The sequence below is a fragment of the Staphylococcus kloosii genome, assembly GCF_003019255.1.
GTDB lineage: Bacteria > Bacillota > Bacilli > Staphylococcales > Staphylococcaceae > Staphylococcus > Staphylococcus kloosii.
In genome coordinates this window covers 2,446,786-2,470,616 of record NZ_CP027846.1, presented here as the reverse complement: position 1 = coordinate 2,470,616, position 23,831 = coordinate 2,446,786, and the positions used below count along the sequence as shown (strand labels likewise).

General features: G+C 32.6%; 23 protein-coding genes and 1 pseudogene. 17 read left to right on the top strand and 7 right to left on the bottom strand.

Translation table 11 applies throughout. The features are described 5' to 3' along the window. Nucleotides 1-117: 117 nt before the first annotated feature. The 3 genes from mntC to C7J89_RS12295 are packed head-to-tail and all read right to left on the bottom strand — an operon-like array spanning nt 118 to nt 2,617. Complete coding sequence (mntC, locus tag C7J89_RS12305; protein ID WP_103295038.1) at nt 118-1,047, bottom strand: manganese ABC transporter substrate-binding lipoprotein MntC; 930 nt, start codon at nt 1,045-1,047, stop codon at nt 118-120. Beyond that, complete coding sequence (locus C7J89_RS12300; protein WP_103295037.1) at nt 1,044-1,874, bottom strand: metal ABC transporter permease; 831 nt, start codon at nt 1,872-1,874, stop codon at nt 1,044-1,046. Before C7J89_RS12300 ends, mntC begins: the two co-directional genes overlap by 4 nt. 14 nt (nt 1,875-1,888) lie before the next feature. Further along, nucleotides 1,889-2,617: a metal ABC transporter ATP-binding protein gene (locus C7J89_RS12295; RefSeq protein ID WP_103295036.1), complete on the bottom strand. Its 729-nt coding sequence runs from the start codon at nt 2,615-2,617 to the stop codon at nt 1,889-1,891. 122 nt (nt 2,618-2,739) lie between these two features. Between C7J89_RS12295 and C7J89_RS12290 the strand changes: the two genes are divergently transcribed. Then, nucleotides 2,740-3,384: a metal-dependent transcriptional regulator gene (locus C7J89_RS12290; RefSeq protein ID WP_103295035.1), complete on the top strand. Its 645-nt coding sequence runs from the start codon at nt 2,740-2,742 to the stop codon at nt 3,382-3,384. Between the two features lie 131 nt (nt 3,385-3,515). On the opposite strand, the gene C7J89_RS12285 is transcribed toward C7J89_RS12290, so the two are convergent. Continuing rightward, on the bottom strand, nt 3,516-4,259 hold the full coding sequence (locus C7J89_RS12285) for a M50 family metallopeptidase (RefSeq protein WP_103295034.1): 744 nt from the start codon (nt 4,257-4,259) through the stop codon (nt 3,516-3,518). Nucleotides 4,260-4,448: 189 nt separating this feature from the next. Here C7J89_RS12285 and tarA point away from each other — a divergent pair, with 189 nt between their 5' ends. Further along, a complete protein-coding gene (gene tarA, locus C7J89_RS12280; RefSeq protein ID WP_103295033.1) occupies nt 4,449-5,195 on the top strand; it encodes an N-acetylglucosaminyldiphosphoundecaprenol N-acetyl-beta-D-mannosaminyltransferase TarA in 747 nt (248 codons plus the stop codon). A gap of 35 nt (nt 5,196-5,230) precedes the next feature. Beyond that, on the top strand, nt 5,231-6,031 hold the full coding sequence (locus C7J89_RS12275) for an ABC transporter permease (protein ID WP_103295032.1): 801 nt from the start codon (nt 5,231-5,233) through the stop codon (nt 6,029-6,031). Nucleotides 6,032-6,137: 106 nt separating this feature from the next. Here C7J89_RS12275 and C7J89_RS12270 read toward each other — a convergent pair. Both C7J89_RS12270 and tagH read right to left on the bottom strand, forming a co-directional pair. Beyond that, nucleotides 6,138-6,326: pseudogene (locus C7J89_RS12270) on the bottom strand (IS5/IS1182 family transposase); the annotation flags it as partial. A 387-nt stretch (nt 6,327-6,713) separates the two neighbouring features. Next, nucleotides 6,714-7,508, bottom strand: coding sequence for a teichoic acids export ABC transporter ATP-binding subunit TagH (tagH, locus tag C7J89_RS12265; protein WP_103295030.1), 795 nt, complete (start codon nt 7,506-7,508; stop codon nt 6,714-6,716). A 392-nt stretch (nt 7,509-7,900) separates the two neighbouring features. Here tagH and C7J89_RS12260 point away from each other — a divergent pair, with 392 nt between their 5' ends. The 4 genes from C7J89_RS12260 to tagD all read left to right on the top strand — a co-directional run bounded on the left by C7J89_RS12260 (nt 7,901) and on the right by tagD (nt 11,473). Then, entirely contained in the window at nt 7,901-8,701 is an 801-nt protein-coding gene (locus C7J89_RS12260) for an ABC transporter permease (protein ID WP_048792484.1), read from the top strand. Nucleotides 8,702-8,829: 128 nt separating this feature from the next. Next, on the top strand, nt 8,830-9,921 hold the full coding sequence (tarB, locus tag C7J89_RS12255; protein ID WP_103295029.1) for a teichoic acid glycerol-phosphate primase TarB: 1,092 nt from the start codon (nt 8,830-8,832) through the stop codon (nt 9,919-9,921). Further along, entirely contained in the window at nt 9,918-10,976 is a 1,059-nt protein-coding gene (locus tag C7J89_RS12250) for a glycosyltransferase family 2 protein (protein ID WP_103295028.1), read from the top strand. Before tarB ends, C7J89_RS12250 begins: the two co-directional genes overlap by 4 nt. A gap of 98 nt (nt 10,977-11,074) precedes the next feature. Beyond that, nucleotides 11,075-11,473, top strand: a complete 399-nt coding sequence (tagD, locus tag C7J89_RS12245; RefSeq protein ID WP_061855335.1) for a glycerol-3-phosphate cytidylyltransferase — start codon at nt 11,075-11,077, stop codon at nt 11,471-11,473. A gap of 436 nt (nt 11,474-11,909) precedes the next feature. On the opposite strand, the gene pbp4 is transcribed toward tagD, so the two are convergent. Next, entirely contained in the window at nt 11,910-13,199 is a 1,290-nt protein-coding gene (gene pbp4 / locus C7J89_RS12240; protein WP_103295027.1) for a penicillin-binding protein PBP4, read from the bottom strand. Nucleotides 13,200-13,431: 232 nt separating this feature from the next. Between pbp4 and C7J89_RS12235 the strand changes: the two genes are divergently transcribed. The 10 genes from C7J89_RS12235 to C7J89_RS12190 all read left to right on the top strand — a co-directional run bounded on the left by C7J89_RS12235 (nt 13,432) and on the right by C7J89_RS12190 (nt 23,706). Beyond that, on the top strand, nt 13,432-15,150 hold the full coding sequence (locus tag C7J89_RS12235; RefSeq protein WP_103295026.1) for an ABC transporter ATP-binding protein: 1,719 nt from the start codon (nt 13,432-13,434) through the stop codon (nt 15,148-15,150). A 279-nt stretch (nt 15,151-15,429) separates the two neighbouring features. Next, nucleotides 15,430-16,659 (top strand): NupC/NupG family nucleoside CNT transporter, encoded by a 1,230-nt coding sequence (locus C7J89_RS12230; protein ID WP_061855332.1) that lies wholly within the window; start codon nt 15,430-15,432, stop codon nt 16,657-16,659. 422 nt (nt 16,660-17,081) lie between these two features. Next, on the top strand, nt 17,082-17,918 hold the full coding sequence (locus tag C7J89_RS12225) for a YitT family protein (RefSeq protein WP_061855331.1): 837 nt from the start codon (nt 17,082-17,084) through the stop codon (nt 17,916-17,918). 251 nt (nt 17,919-18,169) lie between these two features. Further along, a complete protein-coding gene (locus tag C7J89_RS12220; protein ID WP_061855330.1) occupies nt 18,170-18,973 on the top strand; it encodes an ABC transporter ATP-binding protein in 804 nt (267 codons plus the stop codon). Nucleotides 18,974-18,983: 10 nt separating this feature from the next. Continuing rightward, nucleotides 18,984-19,985 (top strand): FecCD family ABC transporter permease, encoded by a 1,002-nt coding sequence (locus C7J89_RS12215; RefSeq protein ID WP_061855329.1) that lies wholly within the window; start codon nt 18,984-18,986, stop codon nt 19,983-19,985. After that, a complete protein-coding gene (locus C7J89_RS12210; RefSeq protein ID WP_103295025.1) occupies nt 19,982-20,998 on the top strand; it encodes a FecCD family ABC transporter permease in 1,017 nt (338 codons plus the stop codon). Before C7J89_RS12215 ends, C7J89_RS12210 begins: the two co-directional genes overlap by 4 nt. A gap of 122 nt (nt 20,999-21,120) precedes the next feature. Next, nucleotides 21,121-22,086 (top strand): dihydroxyacetone kinase subunit DhaK, encoded by a 966-nt coding sequence (gene dhaK, locus C7J89_RS12205; protein WP_103295024.1) that lies wholly within the window; start codon nt 21,121-21,123, stop codon nt 22,084-22,086. Between the two features lie 21 nt (nt 22,087-22,107). Beyond that, on the top strand, nt 22,108-22,683 hold the full coding sequence (gene dhaL / locus C7J89_RS12200; protein ID WP_103295023.1) for a dihydroxyacetone kinase subunit DhaL: 576 nt from the start codon (nt 22,108-22,110) through the stop codon (nt 22,681-22,683). A gap of 2 nt (nt 22,684-22,685) precedes the next feature. Then, nucleotides 22,686-23,051 (top strand): dihydroxyacetone kinase phosphoryl donor subunit DhaM, encoded by a 366-nt coding sequence (gene dhaM / locus C7J89_RS12195; protein WP_103295022.1) that lies wholly within the window; start codon nt 22,686-22,688, stop codon nt 23,049-23,051. Nucleotides 23,052-23,205: 154 nt separating this feature from the next. Next, entirely contained in the window at nt 23,206-23,706 is a 501-nt protein-coding gene (locus tag C7J89_RS12190; protein ID WP_048792497.1) for a hypothetical protein, read from the top strand. Nucleotides 23,707-23,831: the final 125 nt, after the last annotated feature.

Genomic DNA, 23,831 nt, shown 5'->3' with positions numbered 1-23,831 from the left:
AAGGAGTTTATTTAAGGCTTTGAATACCACCATACCGTACTAATGATTGCAGTATTAGGTGTTAAGTACGGTATGGGACTATTCACCTTGTTAGGTAGAATAGCCTTAAATTATTCTTTATTGCATACTACCGTGAATTGTTTCGATATTATATTTCATCATTTTGTAGTAAGAATCACCTTTACTACCTGGTTTACCAATTGAATCGGTAAAGATTTCACCATAAATATCTTTTTTTGTTTCTTCGCTTAATCCTTCCATGATTTTACGATCAACACTTGTTTCAACTAGTAAATGTTTAACATTATTGTCTTTTACAAATTTAATTGCTGATTTCATTTGCTCAGGTGTACCTTGCTTTTCGGTGTTGATTTCCCAAATATATCCAGGGTTAATATCATATTGTCTAGCAAAGTATTTAAATGCACCTTCACTTGTAACGATTGTACGTTCTTTTTTAGGAATATCTTTAAATTTGTCATGACTTTCATCGTTTAAATCTTTAAGTTGTGTTAAGTATTCGTCACCCATTTTTTCAATAGCATCTTTATGTTTTTTCGATTTGGCTAATAGTGTTTCTTTTATAGTTTCTGTATATTTAATGCCACTGTCCAAACTCAACCAAGCATGTGGATCTAATTTATCTTTGTCGCCTTTAGCACCCTCAAGATAAATAGGATCTACTTTTTTGGATACGGCAACTACATCGTCATCTTTTAAAGATTTATTCGCTTGTTTTAAAGCCTTTTCGAACCAACCGTTACCGGATTCTAAATTTAAACCGTTATATAAAACTACGTCAGCATCTGTGAGTGCTTTGATATCTTTAGGTTTAACTTCGTATTCATGCGGGTCTTGACCGATAGGTACGATACTATGTAATTCGATATTATCTCCTGCTACATTTTTGGCCATATCATAAATAATAGAGTTTGTTGTAACTACTTTTAATTTGTCATCGCCCTTTGTTGTTGAAGTTTTTTTGTCATTGCCGCAAGCGGCTATAAATAAGATACACAGTAGTAATATAGGAAGTAATTTTTTCATGTTGCAAGTCCTTTCTTATTACGTATTTTTACAAAACTAAATATAGAGATATAGAGAATAAAGGCACAAAGTACGATTGTAGCGCCACTCGGTATATTATATATATAACTGAAATACATACCTGTTATTGAACTAATGACCCCGATAGTGCTAGCAATTATCATCATTGAAGGTAAACTTTTTGCGATTAAATATGCAGCACTTGCGGGCGTAATTAATAACGCTACAACTAAAATAATGCCTACAGTTTGTATACTTGCTATCGTTACCATTGAAAGCATCAGCATTACAAAATAATGAATTAACGTCGTGTTAAGCCCACTCATCTTACTGAACGTATCATCAAATGTTGAAATCATTAGAGGCCTAAAGAAAATAATGATGAGTGACACAACAACAACGCTAACTACAATGGTCGTCCAAAATGAAGACGATGTAATAGCTAAAATATTACCAAATAGAATATGGTATAAATCGGTAGTACTATGTATAAGGCTAATAATGATAATACCTAATGATAGAAATGCAGTGAAACTAATTCCTATCGCTGCATCTGGTTTAGTTTTACTACCCGTAGTAATAAAGCCGATAAGGACACTGGCAATCATACCAGTCACTAAAGCACCAATATACAGAGGGATACCAAAAACAAAAGACAATGCCACGCCAGGCAAAACGGCATGACTCATGGCATCACTCATGAGTGCCAAACCTCTTAATACAATTAAGCTACCTACAGTGCCACAAACAATGCCGACTACGATTGCAATAATCAATGCACGATTTAAAAATTGATAACTAAATAAATGTTGGAAAAACTCTATCATGTAACCACCTCAGCCTAAATATTCTTTGAAGTAACTGTATTTTGATGATTTAAAAATGCATTATTTAAATTATCTGGCTGCATCGCGATGTGACTTGGACCAAAAAAGCGAATATTGCGATTAAGTAAAATAATGCGATCGAAATACTCACTGGCTTTTGAGAGATCATGATGAACAATCAAAATAAGTTTATTGTTAGCCTTTAATTGGTTTATAAGCTTTATGATGAGTTGCTCACTATGAAAATCTATGCCGACGAAAGGTTCGTCTAATAAATAAAGTTCACTATCATTCATTAAAGCACGAGCAACCAAAACACGTTGCAATTGGCCACCACTTAACTGCGAAATTTGACGCGATTTTAAATCTTGCAACTCTAGCACGTCTAACAATTGATTTAATCGTTCTTTACTCTTTTTATCTACCGTTTTAAACCAGCCTATATTTTTATAAGCGCCAGATATGACGACATCCGCTACACTGATAGGAAAGTCCAAGTCAATATTGGCTTTTTGGGGTATGTAAGTTATGTATTTGAAAGATGAGGTAAGCGGTTTATGTAATAATAGTTTCTCTCCGCTAGCTTTAAATTCGCCAATAAGAGATTTTAGCAACGAACTCTTACCTGCACCATTAGGTCCCATTATACCTATTATTTCGCCGGTAACAGGGATAGACAAATTGATATCCTCTAGAACATGCTTATTGCCAATATGTAGATTTAAGTTATTTATTTCTAACATATTTCACCTTCTTTAATAAAAAATTTAGGCTAACCTAATTAAATTTATAATATACTACGAACTTTTAGCATGTCAAGAAATTTCGTGATACAATATAGACACTGATTATGAGGAGTGAAAATATGCTGACAGAGGAAAAAGAGGACTATTTGAAGGCGATATTGACACATGAAGGTGACGTAACATTCGTTTCAAATAAAAAATTATCTCAATATCTTAATATAAAGCCACCTTCAGTTAGTGAAATGATAAATAGATTAGAGAAATCAAACTATGTTGAAACCAAACCTTATAAAGGTGTTATGTTATCTGAAGAAGGTTTGTCATATACGTTAGATATTATTAAACGACACCGTTTAATTGAATTATTTTTAATACAAATATTAGAATACAATTGGGAAGAAGTGCATCAAGAGGCTGAGGTGTTAGAACATCGCGTCTCACATTTATTCGTTGAACGATTAGATAAATTGTTGAACTACCCAACGACTTGTCCTCATGGTGGGGTTATACCAAGAGACAATCAGTATAAGGAAATCTATACTGATAACTTGTTATCTTTTGAAGCTGGGGACATCGTAAATATTAAAAGAGTAAGAGATAGAACTGAATTATTGATTTACCTTTCAAGTAAAGAAATCTCAATTGGTGATGAGGTTGAAATTATTAATAAAGATGAAACTAATAAAGTAGTTATGGTTCAAAAAGATGGCAATATTACCATTTTAAGTTATGACAATGCAGAACATATTTACGCTGAAAAATAATATGGCCCATTACTGAAAAAATTAACAATATAGCTGTTAGCACGTAAATCAAAATACAACTTCTTATAAAAAAGCATTCAAACAGTGTTTAAGTACTGTTTGAATGCTTTTTGCAATAGAAAATGTAGTTATTAAATAAAAATATTTGCTAATTTATATATAGTGGATAGGTTTATAATAATCCATAATAGACTAAAAAAGAATGTTGGAATATTTGTAAGCTCTTTTAATGCCGAGCCATCCCATTCAGTTACTTGTTTACTAAATGTTAATTTGAAGATTGTCCAAGAAGATTGTAAGACTTCTCCGAGTAACACACCTAAGATAAAATGGTAACAAATGGCAATAAGATTCATCATTATAAGTTGATTGTCACTAGTCACTAAAAAATATAATAATGTGCCTAAAACGATAACAATAATAATAGGCAATAGTTTGCGTGATGTTAGTACGACAAAATAACAAAATATAATTAGATATAACGTTATAAATAGGCTTGGATATTGCCATTGAATTGCTAAAAAACCTAAATACAACATAGCAGGTGGCATGACATAGCCACCGAAAGTCGTAATGATTTGACCTAAACGGCCTTTTGATTGAGTTATTGCATAACCTTGCTGTGATGTATGCATACGTTCTTTAGGAGAAGCAACGATGACAAAGTCTCGTGCTTTACCGCCACTTAATTTGTTAAATATAATATGGCCGAATTCATGTGTTAACACCGGGATATAATTAAAATATATATCTAATATGCGGTTGAGTGGTTTATGTCTATATTGGTGAATAATAACATATAGGACACCAATAAGAATGACCCATATTATGTGTAAATGTATTGTCGAGCTTAAAAATGCATTTATTTTCTCCATAGTGGAACCTCGTTATAAGTGTTTGAAAAATTAATTGTTGATTATCATTATATAGTAAATGATGAGTAATTACATTTAGACTTTTGACCTATGAAATATGTACATGTAACTCTTAATATTATGTTAAATTATAATGTGTTAAAATTACTATAAATTATTTAATTAGATATTAGATTGGAGCCAACTAAAATGGTGGAAAACAAACATAATCGAAAAGTTAATGTCTTATCTGTTTATTTTGACAATGTCACGCTAGTAGATATGAGACTAAATGTAAAAAATTATTTTGAACAGCAACAGCATCAAAGTTTATTTATCGTCACTGCGAATCCTGAAATTGTTGATTATGCATCAAATAATAAAAATTATCGTGATTTAATTAATAGTGCAGATTATGTTATTGCAGACGGTACAGGCGTAGTTAAAGCTGCAAGACTGTTAAAGACACCATTAAGTGAGCGCGTGCCTGGTATAGAATTGATGGAAGAATGTTTGAAACTGGCACATACAAATAAACAACGTGTGTTTTTATTAGGTTCAAAAGAGGAAGTCGTATCGCAAGCACGTAACAATCTAGCTGCTAAATATCCTAATATTACATTTGCGCATCATCATGGTTACATTGATCTAGATGATAATAATGTTTTAGAGATGATAAAAGACTTTAATCCAGATTATGTCTTTGTGGCGATGGGCTATCCTAAACAAGAGCAATGGATTAAAAAGTATGGAGAGCAATTTAAACAAACTGTCCTAATGGGGGTAGGCGGTTCTCTTGAAGTATTTGGCGGCGTCAAAAAAAGAGCGCCAAAACTAATACGAAAATTAAATTTAGAATGGGTTTATCGGGTCGTCATTGATTGGAAACGACTTGGCAGAACTAAAAGTATTCCAATATTTTTATTTAAAGTATGGAAACAAATGAGAGCTAAATAATACAACTAGAGAATAAAGAAAGTAGGTATCTTAGCGTGAAATCGGTATATATCGTGTTAAAAGAACATATTAAAAATATATATTTAATCAAAAGATTGGCTGATTTCCAATTAAGAATATCAAACCATAGCAACTATTTAGGGTTAGGTTGGGAATTAATTAACCCAGCATTTCAAATTTTAATTTACTGGTTTGTTTTTGGGTTAGGTGTTAGACAAAATAGTTCTGTGGAAGGTGTACCTTTTATATTTTGGTTATTAGTTGGTATAAGTATGTGGTTTTTTGTGAACCAAGGAGTTTTAGACGGTACAAAGGCTATAACTACTAAATATCGACAAGTTTCAAAAATGAATTTTCCATTGTCTATTTTACCGAGCTATACTGTATTCAGTAAATTTTATGCGCACATTTTATTATTAGTTGTGGTAATGATTATTTGTTTAACAGGTGGCTATCATCCAACTATTTATACTTTACAGTTATTAATATATATTCCTTATGCATTACTGTTGACGATGTCAATTGCGTTATTGACGTCAACGTTGAGTTTATTAATTAGAGATTTACAAATGGCTATGCAGGCATTTATGCGTATTATCTTTTTCGTTTCTTCCATTTTATATCCGGCTAACTCAGCCATTGTAGCTACAGTGATGAAATTGAACCCTATATACTTTCTAGCAGAGTCCTATAGGGCAGCTATATTACATCGGGAATGGTATTTTATTACGCATTGGCATTTAGCGGTTTATAATTTTGCGCTCGTGCTTATAATATTTATCGTAGGGTCTATATTACATATGCGTTATAGAGATACATTCGACGATTATATGTAAAAAAGCAATTCCAAGTTCGCGTTTTACTTTAAATTTCCCCCGTAACGACATATCTTATTTCATCGTAAGTCCAATTTAGAGTGTTAAATGCATTTTCTTTATATTACTTCGCTTGTTCTTTTAAATACATACTATATGTTATGAGTGGTGTTCGATTAAACGAATCTAATACATTTTTATAGTTTTCTTCACTACCATAATTAGCATCCGCAACAATGTACTCAGGTAAATCAAAATAGTTATTTGTGATGTTATTTAAAAATGGGATTAAAGTTCTAGTATCTGTAGAATTCTTCATTAGGTATAGACTCTACAATTTGATTCATATAATGTGCAATGTCATTTTCTGTAATCAATATTTAGTGATAGCGTTATTTGAGACATATTATAATCTTTATACATAAGGTACCTCGTTAATTTGGTTTTTGTCATGATTAATTAAATTATACGAGCGTGCTTTATTTTTTGTATAAAATTTTAAATTTGTAACGATTTTGTAAAGTGCTGACGCCTGAGGGAAGCGTATGAGTGAGAGACTACAGGCTCGAACCATACCCTAGGCAAGCATGCACGAACAAAATCGCAGATTAAAAAAATAACACCTCATTTTTACTGAATAAATCAGTAGAATGAGGTGTTATTTAGTTTGAGTTAGGAATTATGTCCTAGACTCTTTTTTTAATTATTTTACTACGAAACGTGAGCTGTCCAACTCGCTTCTAAATTGTTTTTGTTCTTTAGCAGAGCGTTTCTTAAAGTCGTTTAAAAACTTTTCATATTGAGGTAAGACATCTTCTAATTCGCCAAAGTCTTTTAATTTTCCGCCCTCAATCCATGCTATTTTAGTACAAAAGTCTTTAACTTGTTTCATGTTATGGCTGACAAAGAAAATTGTTTTTTTCTGTTCTTTATATTCATAAATTTTGTCTAAACATTTTTGGGCAAAAGTTTGGTCACCGACGGATAAAGCTTCGTCAATAACTAAAATATCAGGGTTTGTCGTAATGTTAATTGAAAATCCTAACTTAGCCCGCATACCACTTGAATATTTTTTAACTGGTTGATAAATGAATTCACCAAGTTCGCTAAATTCTACAATTTGTGGTGTAAATTCTTTTATTTGTTTTTTATTGAAGCCCATACAAAGCATTTTGAATTCGATATTCTCCATGCCAGTAAGTTGACCATTTAAACCAGCATTGATTGCAATAACACTCACTTCGCCATTACGAGAAATATTACCTGTACTTGGTGCGAGTGAACCACCGATCATGTTACTCAGTGTAGACTTGCCTGAGCCGTTGATGCCTACTAAGCCTATAACATCACCTTCATGAGCGGTTAATGATAAATCGTTTAACGCGTAAAAAGTTTTATTTTTATGGAATGGTACTAAAACATCTTTAATACGTTCTTTGTTATTGCGATAAATACGGTATTCTTTCGATACGTGTTCAATGTTTACCGATACAGTCATAATTTTACCTTCCTTATTTCCAATTACCTTGAATTATATTATATATTAAATGAGTTGTTAAATTTATAAACCTATTGTAAAGTAGGTGAGAACGATGAATACAAATATCAGTTTCAATTGTTAAATTTTACTGAATTTGTATGGTTAAATCAACTTTAAAGATAATAAATATTGTAAAATACAATTAAATGTATGGTTTGAATATTCGAAAATCATTATAACATTAAGTTATGAATTAAGTTAAACTTTGTTTTATTATGTAGTAAGTTTACATCCTTTTCTAAAATAATGTATAATCGATTATTGTGCAAACAATGTAATGAATAACTTATAATATTAAATAATTTTGATGATAAAAAAGAGTAAATCGTTTGAAAGCGTGGTTTATATAGATGAATGCAGTATGGTTAGTTTTTAAAGAGCATTTTAAAAATTTCTATTTAATAAAAAGATTAGCAGAATTCCAATTAAGATTATCAAACCATAGTAACTATTTAGGCATGGCATGGGAACTTTTAAATCCAGGTTTGCAAATAGCAGTTTATTGGTTTGTTTTTGGATTGGGTATGAGAAGCAACGCACCCCATGATGGTGTGCCTTTTATCTATTGGTTAATCGTAGGTATTAGTATGTGGTTCTTTGTGAACCAAGGTGTTTTAGAAGGTACAAAGGCTATTGCCAGTAAGTATAATCATGTGGCGAAAATGAATTTTCCATTGTCGATTATTCCTACGTATATAGTGTTTAGTAGATTTTATGGTCATATTGGATTATTAGCCATCGTCATGGTTATTTGTTATTTTGCAGGCTATCATCCTTCAATTTACACAGTGCAGTTGTTATTATACGTGCCATACGCATTTATTTTAACAGCAGCAATATCATTAGTGACATCAACCTTAGGTGTACTAATTCGTGATACGCAAATGGCGATGCAAGCATTTATGAGAATTGTATTCTTTGTGTCATCAATCTTGATCGTACCGCCTAAAGGTATCGTAACAGACGTGATGCAACTTAATCCTGTTTACTTTTTAGCAGAAAGTTACAGAGCTGCAATTTTATATAAAGACTGGTATTTTATCAGTCATTGGGAATTAGCAGTATATAATATCGCTATCGTAATCGTCTTATTCATAGTAGGTTCAATTTTACATGTGAAATATAGAGATCATTTTGCTGACTTTATGTAACGAACAGATAAATACAACTATTGTAATCCTTTAGTCTGAATTATGTTGGGCTAAAGGATTTTTTCTATAAATTTATAGCTAAGATAGATATAATAAGGGCAAGATATATATAAGTGGTGGTGGAGCAAATGAGACAAGTAATAAAAAAGGTATATATGTTAATCGTCGGCATATTAAATATTATCTTTGCTAAAAATAAAATTAAAAAAAATAACATTGTAATTATGATGACGTTTTCCGAAGATGTGATGCCGATTATAAAAGCTTTAGTGAACAAAAATTATAATATAACAGTGATTGCTAAACCTGAACTCAGCACAACAGTTAAAACATTTAAGCAGGTACAATTCATACCTGCAGGAAACAAACAAATTTTTAAACATATGCGTGCACTAAGTAGTGCTAAAGTTATTGTTATAGACACATATTATTTAATGTTAGGCGGCTATAAAAAGAAACGCCAACAAACGATTATCCAAACTTGGCATGCGACAGGCGCACTGAAAAATTTTGGGTTAACAGATCATCAAGTAGATTTATCGAATGCTACGCAAGTTGAACAATATCGTCGTGTATATCAAGCGACGGATTACTATTTAGTAGGTGGAGAACCAATGGCACAATGTTTCAAGGAATCATTTGAGGCACGTGATGACCAAATTTTACCGACTGGTTTACCTAGACTGAGCGCTTATAATGAAATGGATATAAGGCTTCAACAACAGCAACTTAAAACGGAATATAATATAGAAGGTAAGGTTGCAGTCTATTTACCAACTTATAGAGAAAAACAAAAGGCTAATCGACACATTAATAAACAAAAATTTGAACAACAACTTGATGACTATACATTGTTAAACAAATTACATCCAGCAGTAGCGAGTAATTCTCAGACAACGTTAGATATTCAATCGCTTATGATTATGGCAGATATCATTATTACTGATTACAGTTCTTTAGCAATTGAAGCAAGTTTATTAAATAAACCAGCTATCTTTTATGTCTACGATGAAGATGATTATGATAAAGATAGAGGATTAAATCGCTTTTATAAAGATATACCTAATACTTATAAAGCATTTACTGAGGACGAATTAATTGAACTTATCCAAAATGGTGACACACAATTCCAACCTTTATTTAAGGAATGGCATAAATTTAATACACAACAAAGTACGGAAGACGTTATTCATTTTATTGAAGAGGAGACTAACAAATGAAAATAGCCTTCATTATTCCAGTTTTTAATGCAGAACAAACGATACGTAGGGCCGTATCATCTATTGATACAAAACACGATTATGAAATTATTTGTGTTAATGATGGCTCTACTGATAAGACACAAGAAGTGCTAGAACAATTGGCAAAAGAATATAAAAATATAAAAATTATAAATCAAGAGAATAAAGGCGCGGCCGTTAGCCGTAACAACGGACTAGCACAAATGACGAGTGACGTGTTTATGTTTCTAGATGCTGATGATCAATTTTTACCTAGTCGCATCGATTATATGGCTGATTATTATATTAAAGATGAAGCGGTCGATATTGTGATAGGACAAATTGGGAGAGGGAAAGATGGCGAATGGCAACATATTCCAACACATAAAGGACTTAATAAATTTGAAAAAGTAAACCTAGCGCAATGTCCAGAAGTATTACAATCTATCGGACCTGGAGCTAAAATGTTCAACGCCAAATTTGCTGATTTACGTTTCGACGAGGATGTAGTTTTTTGTGAAGAACATACCTTTATCGCTAAAGCTTATAAAAAAGCGAGTGATATTCAATTATTGCCTAATATTGTCTACGCCTATAATGAGGTTGAAGGATCTGTTACTGAACAACGTACAGAACGTTTTTTAGCGTATATGGCAGATGCTTTAAAAGTGCGAGAACGTGTGATGGATGAATTATTATTAGAACACGTAAGACGCTACTATAGTTATCGCATGGACGAACTTATAGTTAGCTACTTGATACAAGCTTACGTGACTTCAAATAATCTAGTTACTGAAGCTTTAATTAATAGTGTGACTACTTATATTAAAGCGATGCAAAGCACTGATTATGAAGGTGAATCATTATTTAGAATTGTAAAAGTTGTCGAACAAGGATGTAGAGGTTGGACTAAAGCATTATATGAAGAATGGCGAAACACGTTACATTATGTAGGTATCGGTCGTCCCAATTACTATCGCTTTAAAGTCGAAATATTACCGCATAAAGCTAAGTTTAGAGGTAAGTTGAAGCTAAAAAAAATATTAAAAAGATAAAATTTATATACTTTTAATCTATTAGTATTAATAAAAAGTATATGCTATAATTTATTTTAATATGGCTAGACATATAATAACTTTAGGGAGTATTTATAATGAAGAGAGTAATTACTTATGGTACTTATGATTTATTACATTATGGGCATATAGAATTATTAAGAAGAGCCCGTGAAATGGGTGATTATCTTATCGTTGCATTGTCTTCAGATGAATTCAATCGTATCAAAGATAAAAAATCATACTATAATTTTGAACAAAGAAAAGTAATGCTTGAAGCGATACGTTATGTAGATCTCGTAATTGCTGAAGAAGGCTGGGGACAAAAAGAAAAAGACGTTGAACGTTTCGAAGTAGATACCTTCGTAATGGGACACGATTGGGAAGGCGAATTCGACTTCCTAAAAGATAAATGTGAAGTCGTTTATCTTAAACGTACAGAAGGTATTTCAACTACTCAAATTAAAAAAGAATTATACGGCGACGAAGCTAAATAAAGTAAGGTTTGTACGTTAATTCTAAGGCAAAGAGTTTGGGACATAATTCCTAACTTAAATCAAATAACACCTCATTCTACTGATTTATTCAGTACAAATGAGGTGCTATTTTTTTATTATAATCTACGATTTTGTTCGTGCATGCTTGCCTTGATTTAGGATAGTATGGTTCGAGCCTGTAGTCTCTCACTCATACGCTTCCCTCAGGCGTCAGCACTTTGCAAAATCATTACAAAGTTAAAATTTTATACAAAAAATAAAGCACGCTCATATAATTTAATTAATCATGACAAAAACCAAATTAACGAGGAGCCTTATGTATAGAGGTTATAACATGATTGAATATTTCTGTCTAATACTTTTTTGAATATCTTTATATAAAAAAGCAATTTCTATATTATTTCAATAGAAATTGCTTTTAAAATATTATGTCTTATTATTTATTGCTTCTTCGTCTAATAAAGTCGATTAATAAATAAATTAATATTGCACATGCAGCAATAATGAGTACTAAGCCTAATAATGTTAATACAGGGTGGTCATCCCATGTTGTTTTAACGATAGTTGTAGCTTGGTGTACTAAAGGTTTTTTCACTTTAACAGAAGGTGGTCCATATTTATCTGAGATAAATTCACGGTCATAATCTATATGAACCTTTTTATCTTTAATTACGAATTTGTAATCTTTTGAAGTTGCGTTTTTAGGTAATACATCATACAAATCTTTTTCTACAAAGTACTTTTTGCCGTTGATTTTATGTTCGCCTTTGCTCAATATTTTTTCGTATTTATATTGATCGAATGATTTATTAATCATAGCGTTACCCATCATGTTACGTTGTTTTTCGCCACCAAATTTATTGTAGTTACCTGCGCCCATGATAGTTTGCGTTATTCTGAAACCATTTCTTTTTGTCGTTATTGTATGGTTGTAATTGGCTAAATCACTTGAACCTGTTTTCAAACCATCAGTACCTTTTAAGCTCATATCGGCACCTTCTAATGAATGGTTGTATGTGTAATATGTAACGCCGTGTTGTGTCGGAGCAACTTTCTTAGTGAAATCAAGAATAGATGGTGTATCTTGCACTACGCGTTGAGACAATATTTCAAAGTCTCTTGTTGTAGACATCGTACTATCTTCATCTTTGTAACGTTTTGGTACAAAGTCTTTAAGCTGTTTATTTTCTGCACCTGTTGGATTTACGAAGTGAGTATTAGTCATACCGATTTCTTTAGCTTTTTTATTCATTAAATCTGTAAAATCTGAAGTATTGCCAGAAACTTTGTCGGCTAATATTAATGCTGCTGCGTTACTAGAAGCAGAAACAGTAATTTGTAATAGCTCTTTGATCGTATAAGTTTCACCAGGATATAACTTCGTGTTACTCAATTCAGGTAAAGTCGACATTCTATAATGATCGTCAGTGATTTTAACTTTATCATTTAACGACAAATTACCTTTTTTAATTTCTAACAATGTTAAATACATTGTCATTTGTTTAGCCATAGATGCTGTGTACCATTTTTGGTCAATATTATATTGATATAATATTTGACCTGTTTGCGAAATGTTTGCAGCCCCTTTAGGTTGATAGGCATCAGAAACATTGTAGCCATATTGATTAGCAATACTTGTCGGAGTTTCACTTTCAGCGTTAGCGAATGGTGATGATATTGTAGATATAAAGAATAGCATTACCATTATTAGAATTAACTTTCTCATAAATTACAAACCCTCTTAACATATTCTCTTTTTTAATAATAGAAGTATTTTAGCATACTGGGTAAAATTAATAAATGAATATAGGTAATAGAAAGCAACAAAGTTTAATACATAAATGTTGATAACAATATTTAATATTTTCCGAATAAAAAATGTTATCATAGTATTGAGTGGATTTAACTGTTTAAGTCCTAGCATAAAATTATTAATAGAAAAAGAGGTACACAACGCTATGCAAGCTAATCCATTGTTCTATTTATTTAAGAAGATTAATTGGCCAACGCTATTAATTATCGTAGCTGTTATTATTTCATCATTAGGAAGTATTACAGGTTTGATTGTTCCTGCATTTACAGGGAAATTGGTTGATAATTTTTCTTTTAAAAGCATGAATTGGAATTTTATCATACTTTTTATAGGCGTATTTTTACTTAATGCCATTTTAAGCGGTATCGGTCTGTATTTATTAAGTAAAATTGGTGAAAAAATAATTTATGCCATACGTTCGCTATTATGGCAACATATTATACATCTAAAAATGCCATTTTTTGACCAAAATGAAAGTGGTCAGTTAATGAGTCGTTTAACAGATGATACAAAAGTGATTAATGAGTTTATCTCACAAAAATTACCTAATCTCTTGCCGTCTGCCATTACTATTATTGGTTCTTTTGTTATGTTATTCATCATGGATTGGAAGATGACATTATTGACATTTATAACGATACCAGTATTTGTCATTATTATGATTCCTTTAGGTAAAGTAATGCAAAATGTCTCGAAAAAAACACAGGCAGAAATTGCGAATTTCAGTGGTTTATTAGGACGTGTCCTAACAGAAATGAGATTAGTGAAAGTTTCAAATACTGAAGATGACGAATTGGATAACGCCCATCGTAATTTGAACCGAATTTATGGATTAGGTTTGAAACAAGCGAAAATCACAGCCATCATTCAACCTTTGTCAGGCCTAATTATGTTATTAACGATCGCTATCATTTTAGGCTTCGGAGCATTACGTATTTCATCTGGCGCAATATCTGCGGGTACATTGATTGCCATGATATTTTACGTCGTACAACTATCATCACCACTAGTCAATTTGTCTACGTTGGTTACAGACTATAAAAAAGCAGTGGGTGCAAGTGCAAGGATACATGAAATTATGCAAGAGCCTTTAGAAGTTATGAATGATGCCAATGCAAATATTATTCAAGGAAGTACTTTGCATTTTGATCAAGTTGATTTTAAATATGATGTTAAACCAATTTTAAATGATGTGAATTTTGAAATTCCTGCTGGAAAAGTTACTGCTTTCGTAGGACCATCAGGTTCTGGTAAGAGTACAATTTTTAATATTATTGAACGTATGTACGATATAGATGCAGGTGCTGTTACATATGGAAATGCTTCTATTTACGATATGCCACTTGCCGAATGGCGTAATAAAATTGGCTATGTCATGCAATCTAATGCGATGATGAATGGTACGATAAAAGATAATATTTTGTATGGTATTAATCGCGAAGTTTCTGATGAAGAATTAGTAAAATATGCCAAATTAGCCAACTGCGATGACTTTATTATGAATTTAGAACAAGGTTATGACACATTGGTAGGAGAACGAGGCGTGAAACTATCAGGTGGACAACGTCAAAGAATAGATATTGCACGTAGCTTTGTTAAAAATCCAGATATTTTATTATTAGATGAAGCAACTGCAAACTTGGATAGTGAAAGTGAACGCAAAATTCAAGAAGCATTAGAAGAACTAATGATTAATAGAACAACGGTAGTTATTGCACATCGACTTTCGACAATTAGAAAAGCAGACCAAATTGTCTTTATAGATCAAGGTCGTGTCACTGGTATAGGAAGTCATGAATCATTAATTGAATCACATGAAAAGTACCAGCAATTTGTAACAACACAAAATTTAAATAATAATTAAAACTAAAGTAATCCATTATCAAAGATATTAGTAATCATAAAAAATTTATTTTATAACGAGTAGTACCATGCTATAATTAACTTGCTATCAAAGATGACTATTTAATGAAGAAAAGCTTTTAATGGACCCTTTGTAAGCGAATACATATGGCGTCGGCTGAATAGTGCTAGTAAGAGATTTGTGCACAGGGTTACATGTTTTGCATAATTTTATTATCAAAGTAAGTTAGTAAATTTTGGGAGTTAAATAACTAAAAGATAGATGAAATGGTGGGGTTAAATGTTTTTAATTATTAACATAATTGGATTGCTTGTATTTTTAGCAATCGCAGTTCTTTTTTCTAGAAATCGCAAAGACATTCAATGGAAATCGATTATTATTTTAGTTATCGTGAATGTCATCTTGGCATGGTTCTTTATTTATTTCCCATGGGGGAAAGCAGCGGTTCATGCACTCGCTGACGGTATTGCATGGATAATACAATCGGCACATGCTGGTACAGGCTTTGCGTTTGCAAGCTGGGTTGGTCAAAAAAATATGGATATGGCAGTCAGTGCGTTATTCCCTATTTTATTAATTGTGCCACTATTTGATATTTTAATGTATTTCAATATACTACCCCGTGTGATTGGTGGTATTGGTTGGGTGTTAGCGAAAATTACGAGACAACCTAAATTCGAATCATTCTTCGGTATCGAAATGATGTTCTTAGGTAATACTGAAGCTTTAGCAGTTTCAAGTGAACAATTAAAAAGAATGAATGAAGCACGTGTGCTTACTGTAGCGATGATGTCGATGAGTTCTGTATCCGGTGCAATTGTAGGCGCATATGTCGCTATGGTGCCAGGGGATTTAGTATTAACGGCTATACCGTTAAATATTATTAATGCGATTATAGTATCGGCAATCTTAAATCCAGTACGTGTTGAAGAACAAAATGATGTCATTTACAGCATTAAAAATAATGAAATTGAAAAACAACCATTTTTCTCTTTCTTAGGTGATTCTGTTTTAAATGCTGGTAAGTTAATTTTAATCATTGTCGCATTTGTTATTAGTTTTGTAGCATTATCAGACTTGATTGATCGCTTAATCAATGCGTTAACAGGTGTAATTGGTACTTGGGTTGGAATAAAAGGTAGCTTCGGACTAGACCAAATCTTAGGTGTCTTCATGTATCCATTTGCTTTATTATTAGGATTACCTTGGGATGAAGCTTGGATAGTGGCACAACAAATGGCTAAGAAAATTGTAACTAATGAATTCGTGGTCATGGGCCAAATTAAAGATGTTATAAGTACATACTCACCACATAGACGTGCGGTACTTACGACCTTCTTAATTTCATTTGCTAACTTCTCTACGATTGGTATGATTGTAGGTACGTTAAAAGGCATTGTTGATAAAAAGACATCAGATTTCGTTTCTGAATATGTACCAATGTTATTACTAGCTGGTATCTTAGTATCACTAATGACTGCCGGATTTGTAGGATTATTCGCTTGGTAAGCGATATAAAAAATTATAAATTTTCTTATTTAATAAGCAAAAGCTCGCCGTAACATCGTTACATGGCGAGCTTTTTTAATGTTATAAAATACAACATAATAAAAGCCAAGTAACGGTTACTTGGCTTTTACGGGAAATGAATTAAATGTATGTTAAAAGCAAGGACTAGGTACTTATAACATACTTCGAGCAAAAATTTGTTTTTGTTTGTTACTATAAACAACACAAAGGAGATGGCTTCTTATTGGGTTTCAATAAGAAGATAAATAACATTATAGCAAGGTATAAAACATAAGTAAATAGAAAATTCAGAATTTTTTAAATTATAAGTGTTTTATAGTATTAATTAGTGCTGTTGAGGTATTTAGTTTAATTTGCTACTATTTTATTGATTGGACTATGAATTCGGGAGGTTGGAAAATGTGAACAAAACTTTAAGAGATATTGCTTTAGTAGTCATAGGATCATTTATTTTTGCAGCGGGTGTAAATACATTTATTATTTCGGCAAATCTTGGTGAAGGTGGCGTAACAGGTTTAGCTATCGTCCTTTACTATGGCTTCCATATATCACCGGGTCTTACAAACTTTGTACTGAATGCTATTTTAATAGGTTTAGGATATAAGTTTTTAAGTAAGCGTAGTATGTATCTTACTATTTTAGCTACTGTATTAATTTCAGTATTTTTATCACTCACACATACTTGGCGCGTTGAAACTGACAATATATTAGTGAATGCTATTTTTGGTGGAACTTGTGTTGGTATAGGTATTGGTGTCATTGTGCTAGCAGGAGGTACAACTGCAGGTACAACGATTCTTGCTAAAATAGCAACGAAATATTTAGATGTTAGCACACCATATGCATTATTATTCTTTGATTTACTTGTCGTATTAATATCACTTACACAAATTAAATTATCCAGTGCTTTAGTGACAGTTATTTCATTATATATTGGCACAAAAGTAATGGAATTTGTAATTGAAGGTCTAAATACGAAAAAAGCAATGACAATTATTTCTAGCCAGCCCGATGAAGTTGCTAAAGTTATTGATGAGAAGGTCGGTAGAGGATTAACGATTTTAAACGGTAGAGGTTATTTCACAAAACAAGAAAAAGATGTTTTATATGTTGTAATTTCTAAAACACAAGTGACTAGAGCAAAACGTTTAATTCGAAAAATAGATGAAAATGCCTTCCTCGTAATACATGATGTACGTGATGTTTATGGAAATGGTTTTTTAATCGATGAACATTAAATAATATAAAAAGGGTTACGCCGATATTAGCAATTGGCGTAATCTTTTTTTGTTTTGATTTAAAAAGGTAAATGAAATTGTTGCTGTTCTGTAATAGTCAATGAATATAAAAGATGATATAATATTTACCATGATAATGATTATCATTTACTACTGACTTATTAAAATAATGATTTTAGTTTTTATATATAACGATTATTAATATGTCGCTACCAAGTTTTTATGCTTATTATTTAGGAAGAAGGGTATGTATGACACGTTTAAATGGAAATCAAGTTACCATCAGTTACGGCGATAACGTAATTGTCGATAATCTAGATGTTACAATACCAGATGGTCAAATTACGTCTATAATCGGACCAAATGGTTGTGGGAAATCAACGTTACTTAAAGCATTATCAAGACTATTATCTATTTCAAATGGAGATATTATATTAGATGGTAAAAGCATTCACTCTCAATCTACAAAAGATATTGCCAAAAAGATTGCTATCTTACCTCAATCGCCAGAAGTTGCAGATGGATTAACAGTAGGGGAACTTGTATCATATGGTCGCTTCCCTCATCAAAAAGGATTCGGACGTCTTTCTGCAGAAGATAAAAAGGAAATAGATTGGGCTTTAAATGTTACTGGCACTTATGATTTTAAAGATCGCTCAATCAATGACTTAAGTGGTGGTCAAAGACAACGTGTATGGATAGCGATGGCTTTGGCACAAAGAACAGATATTATTTTCTTAGATGAGCCAACGACTTACTTAGACATTTCACATCAATTAGAAATCTTAGAACTTATTACTCAGTTAAATCAAGAACAAGGTTGTACGATTGTAATGGTATTGCATGATATTAACCAAGCCGTACGTTTTTCAGATCACCTTATTACTATGAAAAATGGTGATATAGTTGCTGACGGTTCAACTGAAAATGTCTTAACTAAAGATATTTTAGAGAAAGTTTTTAACATTGATGTAGAGATTAGTGAAGATCCACGCACAGGTAAACCAATGCTAGTCACATATGATTTATGTCGTCGTAGCTATTCGCAAGTATAGGGGTATAATCATGACTACACAGAACAGAAAAAAATATAGCTTTACGACAACTTTTAGTATTGCCGTAATATTGTTGGTGGTTATGTTATTTATATCCATTTTATTAGGAGAAGCTAAAATAAATATCGGAACCATTATGCAAGCGATTTTCAATTATGACTCTAGTAATCAACAACATAATATTATTAGCGAAATTCGAATACCGAGAGACGTTGGTGCCATCTTAGTAGGTATGGCATTGGCAACTGCTGGCGCCGTTATACAAGGCGTAACAAAGAATGGATTGGCAGATCCAAGTTTAATTGGTTTGAACTCTGGTGCGTCATTTATGTTAGCGCTAACTTATGCAATGGTACCTAAGGCACCGTTTCTATTATTAATGTTTGCAGGATTTGTAGGTGCTTTGCTCGGTGGTTTTATCGTGTTAATGATTGGACGCTCTCGTAGTGATGGCTTTAACCCAATGCGAATCATTTTAGCAGGCGCTGCAGTAAGTGCTTTATTAACAGCGTTAAGTCAAGGCATTGCATTATTGTTTAGATTAAATCAAAGTTTAACATTTTGGAGCGCTGGTGGTGTCTCTGGTACGACTTGGCCACAACTGTTTTGGGCTGCTCCATTTATATTAGTAGCACTCATTATACTTATTTCAATTAGTAAACAATTAACTATTTTGAACTTAGGTGAAACATTAGCTAAAGGATTAGGGCAAAATGTGACTGCAATTCGAGGTACTACTTTAGTCCTTTCTATGATTTTAGCTGGTATTGCAGTTGCCATGGTAGGACAAATTGCCTTTGTTGGTCTAATGGTCCCTCACATCGTACGTTATATCGTAGGAACAGATTATGCGCGTGTTATTCCGTTAACTGCAGTGCTCGGTGGATTGCTAGTTTTAGTTGCGGATACATTAGCTAGAATGCTTGGCGAAGCGCCTGTGGGTGCAATTATTTCATTCATTGGTGTGCCTTACTTTTTATATTTAGTTAAAAAAGGAGGGCGCTTCTCATGATTAACCCTAAACTAAGACACAAGCAATGGTTAACAATGATAATTTTAATAGTATTACTATTGTTAGCATGCGCTTGGAGTATGACTTCTGGTGAATATAAAATGTCGATGGGTGATTTTTTCAAAACTTTATTAGGGCAAGGTAACTATACAGATTCTTTAATTTTATTAGATTTTAGATTGCCGAGAATGCTCATTACAATATTGGCTGGTATAGCATTAGCTATGAGTGGTGCAGTAATACAAAGTGTTACACGTAACCCATTGGCCGAACCAGGTATTTTAGGTATCAATGCAGGTAGTGGATTTGCTATCGCCCTGTTTATCGTTATTGGCCAAGTCAATGCCGACAATTTTGTCTATGTACTACCAATTATTAGTATGATTGGCGGTGTAGGTACAGCCTTATTAATCTTTACTTTTAGTTATAACAAGGGTGAAGGTATTACGCCTGCTAGTATGGTACTCATAGGTGTTGGTCTAGCAACTGCTCTAAGTGGTGGTTCACTAACATTAATGTCTAAATTCGATAAAGATCAATCAGAATTTATCGCTTCATGGCTAGCCGGTAATATATGGGGAGACGAGTGGTCATTTGTTATTGCATTTGTGCCATGGCTAATTATTATTATTCCATTCTTATTAATGAAATCTAATGTACTCAATTTATTAAACGTACATGAACATATAGCGCAAGGTGTAGGTGTTAAAGTAAGTACAGAACGAATTGTCCTATTAATACTTGCAGTAATTTTATCTTCGGCGGCAGTATCTGTAGCTGGTGCCATCGGTTTTATTGGTTTGATGGGACCGCATATTGCTAAATCTATTGTCGGTCCACGTCACCAACTATTTTTACCAATATCTATTGTCCTTGGTGCATTGTTATTAGTAGTTTCAGATACAATAGGTCAAGTAATATTGCAACCGAGTGGCATACCCGCAGGGATAATTGTCGCAATTATTGGTGCACCTTATTTCTTATTCTTAATGTATAAATCGAAAACAGTATAAATATGAATCGAATTAAGTCCACGTTACTTAATTCGATTTTTTTTTATTTTCAAATGATAGCGTTTGCATTTGGTAGTTGGGTATAATATAAAGTGAATGGTTAATATTAGGGAGGTATCTATATGAAAAAGTTAGTGAAAGATAAAACAAATTATTTACAAGATATATTAGCAGGTATGCAAGTATCTTCAGATAGTATCGAAGTTATCTCAGATACAGTGGTCGTTAAAAAAGAGAAAAAGCAACAAGGCCCAACATTAGTTTCTGGTGGAGGAAGCGGTCATGAACCCGCACATGCTGGCTTCGTAGCACAAGGGATGTTGGATGCAGCAGTTTGCGGAGAAATTTTTACGTCTCCAACGCCTGATAAAATATTAAATGCTATTAAAGCGGTAGATAACGGCGATGGTGTCTTACTCATTGTTAAGAACTATGCTGGTGATGTAATGAACTTTGAAATGGCGCAAGATATGGCGAAAATGGAAGATATCAATGTTGCCATGGTAGTAGTCAAAGATGATATTGCTGTAGATGAGGAAGCACAAAGACGTGGTGTAGCTGGTACAGTATTAGTACATAAATATGCCGGCTATTTAGCAGAGCAAGGTGAAAATCTTGATAATATCCAACAAAAAGTACAACAATTTATAGAGAGCATTAAAACAATTGGTATGGCGTTAACCGCTCCTTTAGTTCCTTCTACAGGTAAATATGGTTTTGATATTGAAGAAGATGAAATTGAAATCGGTATCGGCATCCATGGTGAAAGAGGTATATCAAAAGAGCAAATCGCACCAGTAGATGAAATTGTAGACAAATTAACGAGTGAGTTAGTTAAAGAAATAGCTGATAAAGAGTTAATTGTTATGATTAATGGCATGGGTGGTACCCCAATATCTGAATTAGATATAGTGACGAAATACGTAGCAGAAAACTTATCAAACCGTGGTAAAAATGTTAAGCATTGGATAGTTGGAGAATATATGACTTCATTAGATATGCAAGGTTTTTCAATCACGTTGGCCCCTTATTCTGAGGAAGTTAAAATAGCATTGAAAGCACCGACAGCAAGCCGTTATTTTGAATAGATTATTTAAGGAGGAACAATGATGGACGCACAAACTTTATCACAAAACTTATTAAATCTCGTAGATGCTTTTACAGAGCAAGAAGACAATTTAACAGAATTAGACCGTGCAATTGGTGACGGTGACCATGGCGTAAATATGTTGAGAGGCTTTAAAGCTTTACCTGATAAGATTGATACACAATCTGTAGCTTCAGTATTAAAATCAACGGGTATGACATTAATGTCAAATATCGGTGGTGCTTCTGGGCCATTATATGGTTTTAGTTTTGTTAAAATGTCGCAAGTAGCAGAAGATGAAATTACAGCAGATAATTTGAAACAACTATTACAAGCATTTTCAGATGCCATAGCTGAAAGAGGGAAAGTCACATTAAATGAAAAAACAATGTTTGACGTGATTGAACGGACAAGACAAGCAGTTGATGAAGGTAATAAGGTGACACTAGAAACTTTACAAGGATTTGCTGATGATACTAAAGATATGGTTGCAACTAAAGGTAGAGCGGCATACTTTAAAGAAGATTCTAAAGGTCACATCGATCCCGGCGCACAAAGTAGTGTTTATATTTTAAACGCTTTAATAGGAGATGAATAACTATGACAGCAATTGTATTAGTCAGTCACAGTGAAGATATCGCACAAGGCACAAAGGCATTATTAGCACAAATGGCACAAAGTGTTACAGTAATTGCACAGGGCGGCACAAATGGAGAAATTGGTACATCTTTTGATGATATTCAACAAACATTAACTTCCCTTGAAGAAGATGCCATTTGTTTCTATGATATTGGTTCAGCTGAAATGAACTTAGATATGGCCATTGATATGTATGATGGTAATTTTAGAGTTGAAAAAGCGACGGCACCAATTGTAGAAGGTAGCTTCACGGCGGCAGTGAAACTGTCAGTTGGTGGCTCTATCGATGAAACGTTGGAAGAATTGAAGAATAATTTCACAAAATAAATATTTTCGAAAAATAAATCAATATTTTGTCTGATATATCTAGTTATTTACTAAAATTTATAGAATTTAATGTATTACAAATGATTAAATTTTAAAAATGTGCTAAAATATAGACTAAATGTAGAAGGAATCTGGACTATAGGAGGACATTGCCATGCAAGATTTAATAAAGAAACATGTCTTAAACGGCGAATTTGAGTCAGTTAAAAGTTTAATGTCCGAAGCAGATTTTATGGAATTTGAAGAGGCTTATATTTCTAGCGCACACGAAGTCGAAAGTATGATGTTTTATACATGTATATTAGATATGTTGAAAAAAGAAGAAACATCAGAAATGCATGACTTAGCATTTTTACTTTTAGTTTATCCATTAAGTGAAACTCAAGGTGCTTTAGACTCTGCTTATTATCATGCTGAATCATCCATAAAGCTCACTGACGGTAAAGAAGTTAAAAGTTTATTACAGATGTTGTTATTACACGCTGTACCAGAACCAGTTATTTCAGATAAAAAAGCTTTTGATATATCAAGACAAATATTGAAACTTGATCCATCGAATAGTGTTGCACGTAATGTGTTGAAAGAAACAGCTAAACGTATGGATGACGTAGTAGTAGACTTTAATGAACTTAATCGTGGTAAAACTGCCGATTAATTGTTAATTACATGTAACTATTATTTGTTAATTTAATAAAATTGAAATTAAAGTAACTGTTGTATGTCAAATATGCAATAGTTACTTTTTTTATCATTCGTTTTATATTATTAAATCCAAAAAGA

What these genes read in the sequence shown, in the direction of transcription:
- dhaM (WP_103295022.1), top strand. Translation starts at nt 22,686, where the DNA reads ATGACAGCAATTGTATTAGTCAGTCACAGTGAAGATATCGCACAAGGC.
- tagH (WP_103295030.1), bottom strand. Translation starts at nt 7,508, where the DNA reads ATGACTGTATCGGTAAACATTGAACACGTATCGAAAGAATACCGTATT.
- tarB (WP_103295029.1), top strand. Translation starts at nt 8,830, where the DNA reads ATGAGACAAGTAATAAAAAAGGTATATATGTTAATCGTCGGCATATTA.
- C7J89_RS12300 (WP_103295037.1), bottom strand. Translation starts at nt 1,874, where the DNA reads ATGATAGAGTTTTTCCAACATTTATTTAGTTATCAATTTTTAAATCGT.
- tagD (WP_061855335.1), top strand. Translation starts at nt 11,075, where the DNA reads ATGAAGAGAGTAATTACTTATGGTACTTATGATTTATTACATTATGGG.
- dhaK (WP_103295024.1), top strand. Translation starts at nt 21,121, where the DNA reads ATGAAAAAGTTAGTGAAAGATAAAACAAATTATTTACAAGATATATTA.
- C7J89_RS12230 (WP_061855332.1), top strand. Translation starts at nt 15,430, where the DNA reads ATGTTTTTAATTATTAACATAATTGGATTGCTTGTATTTTTAGCAATC.
- C7J89_RS12215 (WP_061855329.1), top strand. Translation starts at nt 18,984, where the DNA reads ATGACTACACAGAACAGAAAAAAATATAGCTTTACGACAACTTTTAGT.
- C7J89_RS12250 (WP_103295028.1), top strand. Translation starts at nt 9,918, where the DNA reads ATGAAAATAGCCTTCATTATTCCAGTTTTTAATGCAGAACAAACGATA.
- tarA (WP_103295033.1), top strand. Translation starts at nt 4,449, where the DNA reads ATGGTGGAAAACAAACATAATCGAAAAGTTAATGTCTTATCTGTTTAT.
- C7J89_RS12210 (WP_103295025.1), top strand. Translation starts at nt 19,982, where the DNA reads ATGATTAACCCTAAACTAAGACACAAGCAATGGTTAACAATGATAATT.
- pbp4 (WP_103295027.1), bottom strand. Translation starts at nt 13,199, where the DNA reads ATGAGAAAGTTAATTCTAATAATGGTAATGCTATTCTTTATATCTACA.
- C7J89_RS12235 (WP_103295026.1), top strand. Translation starts at nt 13,432, where the DNA reads ATGCAAGCTAATCCATTGTTCTATTTATTTAAGAAGATTAATTGGCCA.
- C7J89_RS12220 (WP_061855330.1), top strand. Translation starts at nt 18,170, where the DNA reads ATGACACGTTTAAATGGAAATCAAGTTACCATCAGTTACGGCGATAAC.
- C7J89_RS12260 (WP_048792484.1), top strand. Translation starts at nt 7,901, where the DNA reads ATGAATGCAGTATGGTTAGTTTTTAAAGAGCATTTTAAAAATTTCTAT.
- C7J89_RS12290 (WP_103295035.1), top strand. Translation starts at nt 2,740, where the DNA reads ATGCTGACAGAGGAAAAAGAGGACTATTTGAAGGCGATATTGACACAT.
- dhaL (WP_103295023.1), top strand. Translation starts at nt 22,108, where the DNA reads ATGGACGCACAAACTTTATCACAAAACTTATTAAATCTCGTAGATGCT.
- C7J89_RS12295 (WP_103295036.1), bottom strand. Translation starts at nt 2,617, where the DNA reads ATGTTAGAAATAAATAACTTAAATCTACATATTGGCAATAAGCATGTT.
- C7J89_RS12190 (WP_048792497.1), top strand. Translation starts at nt 23,206, where the DNA reads ATGCAAGATTTAATAAAGAAACATGTCTTAAACGGCGAATTTGAGTCA.
- C7J89_RS12285 (WP_103295034.1), bottom strand. Translation starts at nt 4,259, where the DNA reads ATGGAGAAAATAAATGCATTTTTAAGCTCGACAATACATTTACACATA.
- mntC (WP_103295038.1), bottom strand. Translation starts at nt 1,047, where the DNA reads ATGAAAAAATTACTTCCTATATTACTACTGTGTATCTTATTTATAGCC.